At 41.2% G+C, this 15378-nt stretch carries 16 protein-coding genes; 15 read left to right on the plus strand and 1 reads right to left on the minus strand.

Annotated elements, in window-relative coordinates; all coding sequences use genetic code 11:
• The first annotated feature begins 4 nt into the window (after positions 1-4).
• The 13 genes from CD03_RS0112720 to CD03_RS39510 all read left to right on the plus strand — a co-directional run bounded on the left by CD03_RS0112720 (position 5) and on the right by CD03_RS39510 (position 12594).
• Positions 5-505, plus strand: coding sequence for a Gx transporter family protein (locus CD03_RS0112720; RefSeq protein WP_027293971.1), 501 nt, complete (start codon positions 5-7; stop codon positions 503-505).
• Positions 502-1116, plus strand: coding sequence for a Holliday junction branch migration protein RuvA (gene ruvA / locus CD03_RS0112725; RefSeq protein ID WP_027293972.1), 615 nt, complete (start codon positions 502-504; stop codon positions 1114-1116). The genes CD03_RS0112720 and ruvA overlap by 4 nt, the downstream gene beginning before the upstream one ends.
• A 52-nt stretch (positions 1117-1168) precedes the next feature.
• Positions 1169-2161: a Holliday junction branch migration DNA helicase RuvB gene (gene ruvB, locus CD03_RS0112730; protein WP_027293973.1), complete on the plus strand. Its 993-nt coding sequence runs from the start codon at positions 1169-1171 to the stop codon at positions 2159-2161.
• A gap of 125 nt (positions 2162-2286) precedes the next feature.
• Positions 2287-2697 carry a cell division protein ZapA gene (gene zapA / locus CD03_RS0112735; protein ID WP_027293974.1) on the plus strand — a complete coding sequence of 137 codons (411 nt, stop codon included), beginning with the start codon at positions 2287-2289 and terminating at the stop codon, positions 2695-2697.
• A 120-nt stretch (positions 2698-2817) separates the two neighbouring features.
• Positions 2818-5289: a U32 family peptidase gene (locus CD03_RS0112740; RefSeq protein WP_052377783.1), complete on the plus strand. Its 2472-nt coding sequence runs from the start codon at positions 2818-2820 to the stop codon at positions 5287-5289.
• An 8-nt stretch (positions 5290-5297) separates the two neighbouring features.
• Entirely contained in the window at positions 5298-6644 is a 1347-nt protein-coding gene (locus CD03_RS0112745) for an FtsW/RodA/SpoVE family cell cycle protein (protein WP_027293976.1), read from the plus strand.
• On the plus strand, positions 6607-8136 hold the full coding sequence (locus CD03_RS0112750; protein ID WP_242849089.1) for a peptidoglycan D,D-transpeptidase FtsI family protein: 1530 nt from the start codon (positions 6607-6609) through the stop codon (positions 8134-8136). Before CD03_RS0112745 ends, CD03_RS0112750 begins: the two co-directional genes overlap by 38 nt.
• Before the next feature lie 74 nt (positions 8137-8210).
• Complete coding sequence (locus CD03_RS0112755) at positions 8211-8663, plus strand: NUDIX hydrolase (protein ID WP_027293978.1); 453 nt, start codon at positions 8211-8213, stop codon at positions 8661-8663.
• Between the two features lie 232 nt (positions 8664-8895).
• The gene (locus tag CD03_RS0112760; RefSeq protein WP_027293979.1) at positions 8896-10398 is read left to right on the plus strand and encodes a phosphate--AMP phosphotransferase; all 1503 of its coding nucleotides are present in this window, start codon (positions 8896-8898) and stop codon (positions 10396-10398) included.
• Positions 10399-10427: 29 nt separating this feature from the next.
• On the plus strand, positions 10428-10757 hold the full coding sequence (locus CD03_RS0112765; protein ID WP_027293980.1) for a hypothetical protein: 330 nt from the start codon (positions 10428-10430) through the stop codon (positions 10755-10757).
• Between the two features lie 13 nt (positions 10758-10770).
• Positions 10771-11805: a DUF2953 domain-containing protein gene (locus CD03_RS0112770; RefSeq protein ID WP_027293981.1), complete on the plus strand. Its 1035-nt coding sequence runs from the start codon at positions 10771-10773 to the stop codon at positions 11803-11805.
• Between the two features lie 13 nt (positions 11806-11818).
• Positions 11819-12232, plus strand: coding sequence for a GerW family sporulation protein (locus CD03_RS0112775; RefSeq protein ID WP_027293982.1), 414 nt, complete (start codon positions 11819-11821; stop codon positions 12230-12232).
• Between the two features lie 200 nt (positions 12233-12432).
• On the plus strand, positions 12433-12594 hold the full coding sequence (locus tag CD03_RS39510; RefSeq protein WP_334291654.1) for a DUF6783 domain-containing protein: 162 nt from the start codon (positions 12433-12435) through the stop codon (positions 12592-12594).
• Between the two features lie 227 nt (positions 12595-12821).
• Here CD03_RS39510 and rpmB read toward each other — a convergent pair whose 3' ends face one another.
• A complete protein-coding gene (rpmB, locus tag CD03_RS0112785; protein WP_027293983.1) occupies positions 12822-13007 on the minus strand; it encodes a 50S ribosomal protein L28 in 186 nt (61 codons plus the stop codon).
• 311 nt (positions 13008-13318) lie between these two features.
• On the opposite strand from rpmB, the gene CD03_RS0112790 reads away from it, so the two are divergent.
• The gene (locus CD03_RS0112790) at positions 13319-13675 is read left to right on the plus strand and encodes an Asp23/Gls24 family envelope stress response protein (protein ID WP_027293984.1); all 357 of its coding nucleotides are present in this window, start codon (positions 13319-13321) and stop codon (positions 13673-13675) included.
• A 52-nt stretch (positions 13676-13727) separates the two neighbouring features.
• Complete coding sequence (locus tag CD03_RS0112795; protein WP_044289961.1) at positions 13728-15371, plus strand: DAK2 domain-containing protein; 1644 nt, start codon at positions 13728-13730, stop codon at positions 15369-15371.
• The last annotated feature ends 7 nt before the right edge of the window (positions 15372-15378 follow it).

The following is a 15378-nucleotide window of genomic DNA, read 5'->3' on the forward strand; positions in this document are numbered from 1 at the left end:
TAAGATGGGAACTAGAACAAAAGCGGCATATTTTGGCGTGTTTACTGCTTTGGCATTGATTGTCAGTTATGTGGAGACACTGATTCCATTTTATTTTGGTGTCCCGGGAGTGAAACTGGGGCTTACTAATATTGTCATCATATGTGTTTTATATTTTATGAGTGCCAGAGATGCACTTTTGCTTTCTGTTTTAAGAATTGTACTGGGAGGATTCCTGTTTGGAAATATGTACAGTATTATATACAGTCTTGCAGGAGGACTGTTAAGTCTTGCAGTGATGTATCTGCTGAAAAAAAGCAAAGGGTTTTCCATCGTTGGGGTCAGCATGTGCGGCGGAATCACCCATAATATAGGACAGCTGCTGGTTGCAATGGCAGTGGTGGATAATTTTAACCTGTTTTACTACCTCCCGGTATTACTGATCTCCGGGCTGGTTACCGGGCTGCTGATCGGAATATTAGGAAAAGAATTGCAGAGAAGACTGCCAAAGGAGATTTTTAGATGATAGCATATTTACGTGGGGACGTAGCTGCCCTGAATGAGAACAGCGTAATACTGGAAGTGAATAATATCGGGTACCTGGTATATGTCTCGGGCAGAGATGCTGACAGGCTTGCAGGAGCAAAAAAAGAGGTTTGTGTCCACACTTACATGCATGTAAAAGAAGATGCTTTACAGCTGTACGGTTTTTGTACCCAGGATGATCTTGAAATATTTAAACTGCTTCTTGGCGTAAACGGGATTGGACCCAAGGCGGCGCTTGGTGTATTGACGGCGCTTTCTGCAGATGACCTGCGGTTTGCAATTTTATCAGAAGATGCCAAAGCGATTGCAAAAGCTCCGGGTGTTGGAAATAAGACTGCCCAGAAAGTAATTCTGGAACTGAAAGATAAACTAAGTCTGGAAGACGCATTTGAAAAGCGTTTGACAAATCAGAATGATCTGGCTGTGTCCACCGGAATGACGGATAACAAAGGGGAAGCAGTTCAGGCGCTGGTTGCACTTGGATATTCCAATACGGATGCATTAAAAGCCGTGAATAAAGCAGAACTTACCGAGGAAATGGACACAGAAGCAATCTTAAAAGCAGCGCTGAAGCAAATGGCATTTTTATAAATCCCGTCATTTTAATGATGGGGAGTTCAAAACAGGTCTTTGGAGGCGGAACATGGGAAAACGTATTATCACAACGGATACATTAGAAGAAGATATAAAGATAGAGCCGGCTCTGCGCCCGCAGACTTTAGATGAATATATTGGACAGGAAAAGGCAAAAATTAACCTTAAGGTTTATATAGAAGCGGCAAAGCAAAGAGGGGACGCTTTAGACCATGTTCTTTTTTACGGGCCGCCAGGTCTTGGTAAGACTACGCTGGCGGGTATTATTGCGAATGAGATGGGGGTGAACATGAAAATCACCTCCGGACCGGCAATTGAAAAGCCCGGAGAAATGGCAGCAATTCTCAATAATCTGCAAGAAGGAGATGTCCTTTTTGTAGATGAGATACACCGGCTGAACAGACAGGTGGAAGAAGTGCTCTATCCTGCAATGGAAGACTATTCCATTGATATTATGATCGGAAAAGGTGCGGCAGCGCGTTCGATTCGCCTGGATCTTCCTAAATTTACACTGGTTGGGGCAACCACCCGTGCAGGGCTTCTGACAGCGCCCCTGCGGGATCGTTTCGGAGTTATCCATCACTTAGAGTTTTATACGGAATCTGAACTGCAGACGATTATTGTGCGTTCTGCAAAAGTGCTGGGTGTAGAGATTGATACAAATGGTGCCAAAGAACTGGCAAAGAGATCCAGAGGCACGCCAAGGCTTGCGAACAGGCTTTTAAAGCGTGTAAGAGACTTTGCACAGGTAAAATATAATGGGCATATTACGGAAGATGTGGCGGCGTTTGCTCTGGATTTGCTGGAAGTTGATAAATACGGGCTGGATATGATGGATCGAAGTATTCTGACGATTATGATTGAAAAATTTAAGGGAGGTCCGGTAGGCCTTGATACCCTGGCAGCGGCCATTGGAGAAGATGCCGGAACCATTGAAGATGTGTATGAACCCTACCTGATTAAGAATGGTTTTATCATGCGTACACCAAGGGGAAGGGTTGTTTCTGAGCTGGCATATCATCATCTCGGCATAATGTTATAAATTGTCTTATAAATCGACCTTGATTTTTCTTCCACTTCTCTGTATAATGAATAACAGTAAACTCCAATATTTTGTAGTATTTTATAGAATGTTGTGATAATAGAGAAAAAAGTGGAGGAAGTCATATGTCAGCCAAGAACAAAGCAGAAGTCTTGATTGCGGGAAAAATATATACTTTGAGTGGATATGAGAGTGAAGAATATCTGCAAAAGGTAGCTACATACATTAATAATAAACTGGCAGAATTTAAAAAACTGGAAGGATATAATCATCTGTCAAAGGAGACAAAAGGGATTCTTTTGGATCTGAATATTGCGGATGATTATTTTAAGGCGAAAAAGCAGGTAGAACTTGTAGAGGAAGAATTGACTTCCAAGGACAAGGAATTATATGATTTGAAGCATGAAGTAATCGGTGTTCAGATCAGATATGAGACTGCTGAAAAAGATTTAGAAAGACTGCAGAAAGAATCCACGGAATATCAGAAAAAAATTGTGAAGCTTGAGACAGAGCTGGATGAATTATTGAGGAAATAGACAAAGAGAGGCTGTTGCTTAAGATAAATCGTGCAACTGCCTCTTTTTTGATCAGAGCGTTCTGCAGATTGATGAAATCCCATGCAGGCTCTGTGATAATGATAAATAATGAGGTGACTGATGAAAGTAGAATTACTGGCCCCGGCAGGGTCTTACGAAAGTTTAACAGCAGCAGTAAATGCAGGAGCAGATGCTGTTTATGTAGGGGGAAGCAGATTTGGAGCCAGGGCATTTGCAAATAATCTGACGGAAGAGAAACTGCTTCAGGCGGTTGACGAGTGCCACTTAAGAGGAAAACAGCTTTATTTAACCGTAAATACCCTTTTAAAAGACAATGAGATGGCAGAACTCTATGATTACATTCTTCCCTATTATACCAGAGGGCTGGATGCAGTTATTGTACAGGATATGGGTGTTTTTACTTTTTTAAGAAGAGAATTTCCCGATCTGCCCATACATGCCAGCACCCAGATGACAATTACAGGTCCGGATGGGGCTAAGCTTTTAAAAGATCTTGGTGCCTCCAGAATTGTAACTGCAAGAGAATTGTCATTGCAGGAGATAGCCGGAATCCATAAACAGGTAGATATTGAAATTGAAAGCTTTGTGCACGGGGCTCTGTGTTACTGCTATTCCGGACAATGCCTGTACAGCAGTCTGATCGGAGGACGAAGCGGCAACCGGGGCAGGTGCGCCCAGCCCTGCAGACTTCCTTATGATCTGTACCAGAAAGGGAACAGGCTTAATTATGGAGCGGACAAGTTTCTCATGAGCCCTAAAGATATGTGTACCCTGGATCTTATTCCGGAACTGGTAGAGTCTGGTGTCTATTCATTTAAAATTGAAGGAAGAATGAAAAAGCCTGCATATACCGCAGGTGTGGTTCGAATTTACCGTAAATATATTGATTTATATTTACAAAAAGGAAGAAGAGGGTTCCATATTGAAGAAAATGACCGTCTGGAACTGATGGATCTCTATAACCGGGGTGGTTTTTCTACAGGATATTATAAAACCGGGAACGGAAAAGAAATGATGTCTCTTGTTCGCCCTAACCACATTGGAACCAAAGCGGCTAAAGTTGTGGATACCGGGAAGAATATATTAAAGCTAAAAGCAGCAGAAGCACTTCATCCCGGAGATGTTCTGGAATGCCTGGATGAAAAGTCAGGGCAGAAAGGGACAGAATTTACAATGCGGGAAGAAAAAAAACCAGGAGAAGTCTTCCAGGTTAAAATCCCGGCAGGAAAAAAACAGGAGACATATAAAACGATTATCCGTACAAGAAATGAACAGTTGTTAAAACAGCTGGAGGATACGTTTCTTCTTGGCAAATTTAAAGAAAAAATTAATGGGAAATTAAGACTTTACAAAAAAAATCCTGCTATACTCGAATTAAGAATGGGGGATTTTGCAGTTCATGTTACGGGCGACGTAGTAACAGAAGCGATGAATCAACCATTGTCTTATGAAAAAGTAAAAAAACAAATGCAAAAAACGGGGAACACGCCTTATATATTTGAAAAGCTTGATATTGAAATGGACAATGATATTTTTCTTCCGGTACAGTCTTTAAATGAACTGCGGCGCATGGGACTAGAACAGCTGACCATTGAAATTCAGGACAGTTACCGAAGAAACATTCCATCAAAAGAGAGTAAGGATGAAAGAGAAATAAACCGCTCATCTAAGGACATCCCAAAGCCTGTCGGTTACACATATGGTGATAAAGGTGGCAGTCCAAAGGGTCAGGGGGATCGAAAGACAGATATGAAGTTCATGGTATCCTTAGAATCTCTGGATGCATTTGAAATGCTCCTTGGACTGGAAGAAGTATCCGCAATTTATTTGGACAGTTCAGCGTTTAAAGATAACCGGGAGTTTCAAAGTTCTGGAAAATACATCGCGCAGTGTCATGCGGCAGGTAAAAAGTGCAATTATATTATGCCGTATATTTTCCGGTCAGAGACCAGAAAATATTATGAATCGGAATCTGCTTTAAAAATGCTGGCGGCTTACGATGCATTGGTTGTGAAAAGTCTGGATGAAGCAGGTTATCTTAAGGAACGCGGCTTGACCAATCCCCTGATAGCAGACTACAATCTCTATGCTTTTAATCGGGATTCCGAATCCTTCTTTAAAGAACAGGGATTTGCTTCCGACACATTGCCTTTGGAGCTGAATGCAAAGGAAATAGGAAAAAGGGGCTGTGAAAACAGTGAGATTCTGGTTTACGGTCATCTGCCAATGATGGTCAGTGCCCAGTGTCTGAAAAAAACAGCCGGGAGATGTAATAAAGTGCCGGAAGTGCTGTATTTACGTGACCGTATGAAAAAAGATTTTCCAGTTAAAACAAACTGCCAGTTCTGTTATAATGTAATCTATAACAGTGCGCCGGTGGTACTTCTGGATAACCGGGAAGAGATCAGAAAATTATGTCCGGCAGCGATACGTCTGAGTTTTACATTAGAAAATAAGGCACAGGTTATGTCTGTTACGGAAAAATATATTGACGCATTTTGCAAGGGGAAAAATAGCAGGCTTGATTTGCCGGAGTTTACAAGAGGGCATTTTAAGAGAGGCGTGGAGTAGGTGAAAAAGTGACAAATCTAATCATTCAGGTTTCAAAATATGTAATTATTATTTTAATGGCGATTTATACATTGCAAAGCTATGTGGTATTTCGCAAGAAGGATGAAGACGATGCCGATTTTTTATTTTTAAGGCAGAATGTAATTATGTTCTGTATGCATTTTGTGGCATTTATGGTGCTTTATCTGGAAATGGAAGAATCGCAGCTGCTGTTCTTCTATGGCGCCCAGGTTATTTATCTGGCTGCCACTCTGGTGCTGTTTCGGAATCTTTATCCGAAGGCGTCCAGATTATTAATCAATCATATGTGTATGCTGATATCCATAGGTATGATTATGATTACCAGAATATCTTATGACCAGTCAATCAAGCAGTTTAAAATTGCAGCAGCTTCTACCGTGATAGCACTGTTTATTCCGGTTATTATACGTAAGCTGCGTCTTATTACAAAATGGGCTTGGGTGTATGCTGTTCTGGGTATCGGGCTGCTTGGACTGGTTGCAGTTGCGGCTCGTTCAACCTATGGAGCAAAAATTGCATTTACAGTGGGAGGAATTACCCTGCAGCCATCAGAATTTGTAAAAATAATCTTTGTGTTCTGTATGGCGGGTCTTCTGCTCCGCGCCAAAACTTTTAAGGATATTGTAGTGGCAACGGGGCTTGCGGCACTTCATGTTTTGATACTGGTAGTGTCTACTGACCTTGGAAGTGCACTGATTTTCTTTGTTACGTATTTAATTATGCTTTACGTAGCTTCACGAAGAGCAATATATCTGGCGGCAGGGCTTGGAGCAGGAAGTCTGGCTGCGGTTGCAGCGTATTTTTTATTTTCACACGTGCGGGTGCGAGTGGAGGTATGGCTGAATCCCTTTGCTGATTATGCTGGAAACGGATATCAGATTGCTCAGTCACTATTTGCCATTGGTGCAGGCGGCTGGTTCGGAACCGGATTATTTCAGGGATCTCCAACGGCAATCCCTATTGTAGAACAGGATTTTATGTTCTCGGCAGTGACGGAAGAACTGGGCGGGATTTTCTCTATCTGTCTGATTCTGGTATGTTTAAGCTGTTTTATTATGATTCTTAATATCGCCATGAGATTATCCAATCCCTTCTACCGGCTGGTTGCATTGGGACTTGGCACGATGTATGCAGTCCAGGTATTTCTGACGGTAGGCGGAACGATGAAATTTATCCCTCTGACCGGTGTGACCCTGCCGTTTGTCAGTTACGGAGGAAGTTCCATGCTAAGCACGCTGATCATGTTTGCAGTCATACAGGGACTGTACATTCTTAGGGAAGACGAGGAAGATAGCATTGAGAAGGAAAAAATCTACGGACAATATCCAAATTAATGAGATACCGGTTAATGAACCGCAGAGGAAGCAGAATATGGGCCCGGAGTCCCGGGGCGGCAGAAATAAAGATATGATGAAAGTTGCATATCTCTTTGCTGCAATGTTTTTTATGCTGATTGGTTATCTGGTATATTTTAATACAATAAAAGCGGATACAATTAATTCAAATGTAAATAATACGAAACAGGATGCACAATCTCAGAAGATTGTCCGCGGGGCAATCATTTCTTCGGACGGAGAGACTCTTGCCGGAACGAATGTGGATGCTGAAGGCAATGAGGAGCGTCTTTATCCTTATAATAATATATTTGCCCATGTAGTAGGGTATGCCAGCAATGGTAAGGCAGGGGTAGAGGCAACCTCGAATTTTGATCTCCTTACTTCCCATGCGTCTATTCTGGAACAGGTACAAAATGAGGCGAATCATGAGAAGGTAAGGGGAGACAGTGTGGTACTGACCCTTGACAGCAGACTTCAGTCAGCGGCATATAATGCCATGGGTGTGTACAAAGGAGCAGTCGTGGTCATGGAACCAAGTACAGGTAAAATTCTGGCAATGGTTTCTAAACCGGACTTTAACCCAAATACCATTTCCAGTGACTGGGATGCCCTTGTCTCTGATGAAACGAACAGTTCCCTTCTCAACCGGGCTGTACAGGGTCTCTATCCTCCTGGGTCTACGTTTAAGATTATGACGGCATTAGAATATCTGAGGGAACATCCGGATTACCAGAACTATAGCTATAACTGTACCGGAAGCATTTCAAAGGAAGATGTTACAATCACCTGTTTTGGAGGAGAAGCACATGGCCAGATCAATCTGGCAGACTCTTTTAAATATTCCTGTAACAGCTCGTTTGCCAATATAGGTCTGGAACTGGATAATAATGCATTCCGAAGTTTATGTGAAGATTTTATGTTTAACAATACACTGCCTATTGCTATGGAAGCCAGCACAAGCCGTTTTGAACTGAATGAACACACATCTTATGGAGAAGAGATGGCAACGGCAATCGGACAGGGAAATACCCTGGTATCTCCCCTTCATATGGCGTTGATTACATCAACAGTAGCAAATGCAGGTACTTTAATGAAACCATATATTATTGACCGTCTTGAAACTTTTGACGGGGATATGGTAAAAGAAAATAAACCTGAGATATATAAGGAATTAATGTCAGCTCAGGAAGCCGGGGTTCTATCTGATTTTATGACACAGGTTGTAGAGGGCGGTACAGCAAAATCCCTCAGCGGACTTGGTTATACAGTTGCCGGAAAGACCGGATCTGCCGAGTATGAAATTGGGCAGAACGCTGCGGACAAAGGAACTCATTCCTGGTTTGTAGGGTTCTCAAATGTCAGCAGTCCCGATATTGTGGTTAGTGTAATTGCAGAAGACGGTGGTACCGGAAGTTCTGCAGCAGTGCCAATTGCACAGGCTGTATTCGATGCCTACTACAATAACAGTATGAATCTTACCAATAATTAAGGTTGCATGATTTAAAAAAAAGAGTTATACTAAAACCAGTTAGGAGTGCACAACGCATAACAGGAGGGATTGCAATGGTCGAAGCAACGAGCTGTGGCGGTGTGGTAATATTTCGTGGTAAGATTCTTCTTTTATACAAGAGTTACAAGAATAAGTATGAAGGATGGGTGTTGCCAAAAGGAACTGTAGAAGCTGGCGAGGAGTATAAGGATACAGCAATAAGAGAAGTATTGGAGGAAACAGGAGCCAAAGCATCAATTATTAAATATATTGGTAAAAGTCAATATACCTTTAATGTGCCGGAAGACACAGTAGCAAAGGACGTACATTGGTATTTAATGATGTCTGACAGCTATTACAGTAAACCGCAGCGCGAAGAATATTTTGTAGATTCAGGTTATTATAAATTTCATGAAGCGTATCATTTATTGAAATTTGCTAATGAAAGAATAATTCTTGAAAAAGCATATAACGAATATTTAGACTTGAAGAAGTCGAATCTTTGGGGAAGCCGCAAATATTTTTAGGATGAAAAGAAGATACGAATCTGTATCTTCTTTCTTTTTTCTTTTTAAATTTGCCAGAGCGTGTTTTAAATTGCTTTCTGGCAGCTGTGCGTCACACTTTGTGATGTCCTGTGTCTGAAATATTTCTTAAATTTCCTCTATTAAGATGAATTATTTTTAGAAATCTGTTAAAATATAAAATAGTTAGTAATATATACCAGAGGCGCAGTGGCTGCCTGGAAAGGAGCAATATATGCTGGAGAAGATTGATCTGACAAAGAAAATGGGGAAAAAAGAATTTAAACAAACGATGGAAGAACTCTCTGGGAAGCTGGGAACGCTGCAAAGAGAGTGCAGGAATTTAAAGATACCGGTAATTATCGTTTTTGAAGGATTTGGTGCAGCAGGAAAAGGAACCCTGATCAATCAGCTGATTCAGCCGCTTGACCCCAGGGGATTTAACGTATATGCCATTAACGGGGAGTCAGATGAAGAACAGCTGCGGCCCTTTTTGTGGCGTTTCTGGACAAAGACACCTGAGAATGGGCGGATTGCCATATTTGACCGAAGCTGGTACCGGCGCGTTCTGATTGACCGGTTTGATGGGTTAACCACAGAAAAACAGCTTGGATACGCTTATAATGAAATTGTTTCTTTTGAACAGCAGCTTACCGACGGGGGAAATGTAATGATTAAATTTTTCCTGGATATTACGAAAAAGGAACAGAAAAAGCGTTTTGATAAAATGCTGGAGTCAAAAGAAACGGCATGGAAGGTTTCCAGAGGGGATTTAAAAAGAAACAAACATTTTGCAGAATACAAAATGATGAATGAGGAAATGCTTCAGAAAACGGATACAGATTTTGCACCATGGACCATTATTGAAGCCATGGACAGGGAATATGCTGCGGTGAAGATTATCAGTACGGTGGTAGATTGTCTGGAGAAGAGAGTTTCAAATCAAAAAGAGCTGGAGAGACTTGCCAGGGAAGAAGAAAAGCTGGAAAATGTGGAATCGGTTGAAGTAAAACCAGGTTTTAAGTCATCGGTGCTAAGCAGTGCGGATCTTACTTTAACCTATACAAAGGAAGAATATAAAGAAAGGCTGGATGAACTGCAGAAAAAGCTCTCTTTACTGCACAGTGAACTGTACCGCAGACGGATTCCGGTCATTTTAGGATTTGAAGGATGGGATGCAGGCGGAAAAGGCGGTGCCATCAAGCGGGTAACACAGTGCCTGGATCCAAGAGGCTATGCAGTGAATCCCACTGCGGCACCTAACGATATAGAGAAAGCACACCACTATCTGTGGCGTTTCTGGCAGACATTTCCAAAAGCCGGTCACATTGCGCTCTATGACAGAACCTGGTATGGAAGAGTTATGGTAGAGCGGATCGAAGGATTCTGCAGTACCCAGGAATGGAAGCGGGCATATAAAGAAATTAATGATTGTGAGGCTACCCTTGCACACAGTGGTGCAGTTGTGTTAAAATTCTGGATGCAGATAGATAAAGAGGAGCAGGAGCGCCGATTCAAAGAGCGGATGGCAAATCCGGACAAGCAATGGAAGATTACAGACGAAGACTGGCGGAACCGGGAAAAATGGGATGCTTATGAAGCGGCAGTGGATGAAATGTTAATCCGTACATCCACAACTTATGCGCCCTGGATCATTGTAGAGGGAAACTGTAAATATTATGCCCGGATAAAGGTGTTGGAAACGATCGTAAAAGCTTTGGAAGCACGTATAAAATAAAAAAAGAAGCAAGGTCAGGAATAAAAAAGATGAAATGGTATCAAAATCTATATGTAGGCGAAACAGCCAGAAAGAAAAAAAAGAGAATAATCTGGAAAATAAATCATAACGCAGGCCTGATAGATGTGTATGTTGTTACGCTTGCGGCCAATGGGACTGATTTATTTGATATCGTTTCATCCGCCGTCCTGATGCAGAAGGCAGTAAGGCGTAACTGCCCTTTGATTGTAGGGATAGCATGCGGCTATGATGAAGCTGTACAATTAGCTCTGAATATTGCCCTTGAGGTTTATAAAGAAACCGGAGGTTTTCAGGTACGCCAATATTTAGCCCGTAAGGAGAGAAAAGAAAGAAATTGACAGGTGTGAGAATATGCTACATATCATTTTGGTAATACTTAAGATTATAGGTATCCTGCTGGCTGTTATTTTGGCACTGTTACTTCTGGTTCTCCTGGCAGTGGTGTTTGTGCCTTTGCGATACCGCTTAACACTTCAAAGAGAAGGCGATATTCTCTATGGACAGGGAAAAGCCAGTTATCTGTTTCATATTATAACGATAATGGCAGAATATAAAGAAGGTAAGCCCAGATATGAGATCAGGCTTTTTGGAATACCGGTGGAGAAATTTAAAGTTCTAAAGAAATTTATAAAGTTCAAAAAGCCAGGAAAAGCTAAGACAGCAGATAAGATGGATGATAAAGAGGAAACAAAAGAGCACAGAAAAGAGCAGGAATCCCGGCCGGTTGCCGGCAGAGTAGAGATGGCAGAGCAGTCAGAAGCTCCCGGCGACAGAGCAGAAGACGGTCAGCAGAAAGAATTGCCGGAAACGACAGAGCAAAAAGAGAAAGAAAAGCAAACAGGGGAAACAAATAAAACAGAGAAGAAAGAAAATACAGACAAAACAGATAAAACAGAGCACAGGAGTATATTTACAAAAGGAAAAGCCATTGTACAGAAAGTACAGGCTGTGTTAAAAAAGATTTGGAGTATTTTAAAAGGAATTCCAAAGAAAATTCGAAATATACTTTATAAGCTTACCCATGTAAAGGGACAGGTTCATAAATACCTGGAGATCATTCGTGCAGAAGAAACAAAGTTACTGTTTGGGAGTTCACGGACGGAATTTCTCTATCTGCTGAAGCACTTTAAACCAAGACAGGCAAAAGGGTATATTCGTTTTGGTACCGGAGATCCGGCAACAACAGGTCAGATTCTGGGAATAGCCGGACTTATTCTGCCAATATATTCGACCAAAATTCAGGTTTATCCTGATTTTGATAAATCCATCTATGAGGGTTTTGTAGTAATTACCGGGCATATCCGTGCATGCCATCTTTTGAAATCCGGATGGAAAATCTATAAAGATAAAAACACTAAGAAATTCCTAAAACGTATCAGACAATAAGGAGGAAATAAACATGGCTTCAGACAATAATTTTCAGACAACCGTAGATTCATTATTCAAGGGGATGGACAGCTTTATCAATACAAAAACTGTAGTAGGAGAGGCAATGTCCGTAGGAGACACTATAATTCTTCCGCTGGTTGACGTTTCTTTTGGAGTTGCCGCAGGTGCTCTTTCCGGAGACGCTAAAAATAATGGCGGAGGAGCAATGGGCGGAAAAATGTCCCCCAGTGCAGTACTGGTGATTCAAAATGGAACGACGAAACTTGTAAATGTGAAGAATCAGGATGGTCTTACAAAAATACTGGATATGGTGCCTGATTTTGTAAATAAATTTGCAGCAGGCAAGACGGAAACAGATACTTCTACAGCTTCCGGGAAAACAGAAACGGAAAGTACAAAGGATTATGAAACAGATGAAGAATAAAATGTGTTAAATCGATAGTTCCTGCATATGATATAGAAACGAGATATGCAGGTGGACGGTTATGAAACGGATTGTAGGTTATACACTGTTTTGGGTGGCTGTAGGGATGCTCTTAGCTTTATGCATGCCAAATGCCTTTATAACCGTTCTGATAATTTTTGTGCTCTTATTAATAGGATATAACCTGTTTATGTGTTAGAGTGTGTTTGAAAATTCATTCCCGCCATCTATACGCCCCACTTCGCGGTATATTAGCTCCAAATTCAGATTACACAGCCCGCTATGTGCCTTTTATTTGGAACGAATCTTCCACAAAGTGTGACGCACAGCTGTCAGATAGCAATTTTAGTAACACGCTCTAGAGGAATAGTTGATATATAAAACTATCCATAATGTATAGAGACATCGCTTAGTTCTGCCTAACAGCACGAAATTTATCAAAACGGTGAAGCAATTCTGTGAAGCGAATGGATTAAAATAAGCCAGTCCCAATGCCGGTTTTCAGCATTGGGACTGGCTCTTAGCTTGTTGTGTACGAAGTCGGTTTCTGCAAAAAAACCCCTCAACCAATGGTGAGAGGTTCCTCTAACTAAGCTCTTTCAACTTTACCGGATCTTAAGCAAGAAGTACATACATACATCTTCTTAGCAGCTCCGTTAACTTTTACTTTAACTGATTTGATGTTAGATTTCCACATTTTGTTCGATCTTCTATGAGAATGACTCACATTGTTTCCGAAATGAGCACCCTTTTCACAAATAGCACATTTAGCCATGAATAAGCACCTCCTTGACTTTAATATTCGTCTATCACTCTTGTACAACATTGCACAAATAATGAAACAATACACTTTGTCTATCCGTGACAGAGAATGTTCAGCGTGTATTACTTAATTATTTGCGCAAGTCTGTACTAGATATAGACTCACAACACTAGTTATTCTATCAGATGGCACCATATTTTGCAAGTGAAAAATAAAAAATTATGAAATAAATTGTTAAAAATTAAAATTAATATTTCATTTTGTGTGAAAAGAGGGTATAATGTACGCAGAGATATTATAATTTAAAAGTTGGAGGTAACGATATGAAGGGACGCATGGATACAGATCTGGGTTCTATCTTGATTGATACTGATGTAATCGCTACTTATGCAGGCAGCGTTGCCGTTGAATGTTTTGGTATCGTAGGTATGGCTGCTGTTAATATGAAAGATGGTTTAGTAAAGCTCTTAAGAAAAGAAAGCTTGAAGCATGGGATTAACGTCCGGGTAGAAAACAATAAAATATCACTGGATTTTCATGTGATTGTGGCATATGGCGTAAGCATTTCAGCCGTTGCGGATAATTTACTCAGTAATGTAAAATATAAGGTAGAAGAGTTTACCGGCATGGAGATTGAAAAAATAAATGTTTACGTTGAAGGCGTAAGATCGATTGATTAAGGAGGAACTTGTTGTGGTAACAAATACGATAAATGCCAGTCTGTGTGCAAAGATGTTTCTGGCGGGTGCTAAAAATCTGGAGTCTAAGAAAGAATGGATCAATGAATTAAATGTATTCCCTGTTCCGGATGGAGATACAGGAACGAATATGACATTGACAATTATGTCTGCGGCAAAAGAGGTGGCGGCACTTACCGATCCTGACATGGAGGTGTTGGCGAAAGCAATTTCTTCTGGTTCCCTGAGGGGAGCGAGAGGAAATTCGGGCGTTATTCTGTCACAGCTGTTTCGTGGCTTTACGAAAGGGATTAAGATGCATGACGAAATCGATATTCAGATTTTGGCGGGTGCATTCCAGAAAGCGGTAGAAACCGCTTATAAAGCCGTTATGAAGCCCAAGGAAGGTACAATCCTTACGGTTGCCAAAGGCGCAGCACAAAAGGCTGCAGAGCTTGCGGAAACGGATATCGGAATGGAGCAGTTCCTGAAAGAAGTGATTGAACATGCAGATTATGTTCTTTCACAGACTCCGGAGATGCTGCCGGTATTAAAAGAAGCCGGTGTGGTAGATTCCGGCGGACAGGGGCTGGTACAGGTTCTGAAAGGGGCTTACGACGGATTCCTTGGAAAAGAAATCGATTATACAATTGAAGGCGTATCTGCCCAGGGAAGCGTAATGAAGATTACACCGCAGGCAGAAGCTGATATTAAATTTGGATATTGTACTGAATTTATCATCATGACGAAGAGTGAACTGTCAGATAAACAGGAAATGGAATTTAAGGGATTCTTAGAATCCATTGGTGATTCTATTGTTGTTGTTGCTGATGAGGATATTGTCAAGGTTCATGTACATACCAATGACCCTGGAAAGGCAATTTCCCGCGCATTAACTTATGGTGAACTGTCCCGCATGAAGATTGATAATATGAGGGAAGAACATCAGGAGAAACTGATCAAAGATGCCGAAAAACTTGCATTACAGCAGCAGGCAGAAAATCAGGTGAAAGCGCAGTCAATGCCGGCAACACCACCAAAAGAAGTTGGCTTTATTTCCGTTTCCATAGGAGAAGGAATTGGTGAAATATTTAAGGGACTTGGTGTGGATTACCTCATTGAAGGCGGACAGACTATGAACCCCAGTACGGAAGATATGTTAAATGCAATAGAAAAAGTAAATGCAGATACCATCTATATCCTACCAAATAATAAAAATATTATCCTTGCAGCTAATCAGGCAAAACTTTTGACAAAAGATAAGAAAATAATTGTAATTCCTACAAAGACTGTACCACAGGGTATTACAGCTATTATCAATTATATTCCGGAAAAAACACCGGAAGAAAATGAAGCTGCAATGGTAGAAGAGATTCAGCATGTTAAGACAGGTCAGATTACCTATGCAGTTCGGGATACCCACATTGACGACAAAGAAATCAAAGAAGGCAATATTATGGGTATTGGGGATCATGCTATCCTGGCAGTCGGTGAAAAACTGGAAGCTGTAGCAAATGAGACCGTTGATCTGATGATGGATGATGAATCAGAGCTGATCAGTATCTATTATGGAGAAGAAGTGACGGAAGAGGCGGCAAATGAACTTGGAGATAAATTCAGGGAGGAATATCCGGAATGTGATGTAGAAGTTTATTCTGGTGGGCAGCCGATTTATTATTACGTGATTTCAGTAGAGTAACAGGTGA

The sequence above is a fragment of the Robinsoniella sp. KNHs210 genome, from assembly GCF_000686105.1.
GTDB classification, from domain to species: Bacteria; Bacillota; Clostridia; order Lachnospirales; family Lachnospiraceae; genus Robinsoniella; species Robinsoniella peoriensis.

Excerpts from the sequence above, each read along its gene's own strand:
- CD03_RS0112755 (WP_027293978.1), top strand. The coding sequence starts at position 8,211 with ATGGTCGAAGCAACGAGCTGTGGCGGTGTGGTAATATTTCGTGGTAAG.
- CD03_RS0112760 (WP_027293979.1), top strand. The coding sequence starts at position 8,896 with ATGCTGGAGAAGATTGATCTGACAAAGAAAATGGGGAAAAAAGAATTT.
- CD03_RS0112720 (WP_027293971.1), top strand. The coding sequence starts at position 5 with ATGGGAACTAGAACAAAAGCGGCATATTTTGGCGTGTTTACTGCTTTG.
- CD03_RS0112770 (WP_027293981.1), top strand. The coding sequence starts at position 10,771 with ATGCTACATATCATTTTGGTAATACTTAAGATTATAGGTATCCTGCTG.
- CD03_RS0112775 (WP_027293982.1), top strand. The coding sequence starts at position 11,819 with ATGGCTTCAGACAATAATTTTCAGACAACCGTAGATTCATTATTCAAG.
- CD03_RS0112790 (WP_027293984.1), top strand. The coding sequence starts at position 13,319 with ATGAAGGGACGCATGGATACAGATCTGGGTTCTATCTTGATTGATACT.
- CD03_RS0112765 (WP_027293980.1), top strand. The coding sequence starts at position 10,428 with ATGAAATGGTATCAAAATCTATATGTAGGCGAAACAGCCAGAAAGAAA.
- CD03_RS0112740 (WP_052377783.1), top strand. The coding sequence starts at position 2,818 with ATGAAAGTAGAATTACTGGCCCCGGCAGGGTCTTACGAAAGTTTAACA.
- ruvA (WP_027293972.1), top strand. The coding sequence starts at position 502 with ATGATAGCATATTTACGTGGGGACGTAGCTGCCCTGAATGAGAACAGC.
- rpmB (WP_027293983.1), bottom strand. The coding sequence starts at position 13,007 with ATGGCTAAATGTGCTATTTGTGAAAAGGGTGCTCATTTCGGAAACAAT.
- zapA (WP_027293974.1), top strand. The coding sequence starts at position 2,287 with ATGTCAGCCAAGAACAAAGCAGAAGTCTTGATTGCGGGAAAAATATAT.
- CD03_RS0112795 (WP_044289961.1), top strand. The coding sequence starts at position 13,728 with ATGTTTCTGGCGGGTGCTAAAAATCTGGAGTCTAAGAAAGAATGGATC.
- ruvB (WP_027293973.1), top strand. The coding sequence starts at position 1,169 with ATGGGAAAACGTATTATCACAACGGATACATTAGAAGAAGATATAAAG.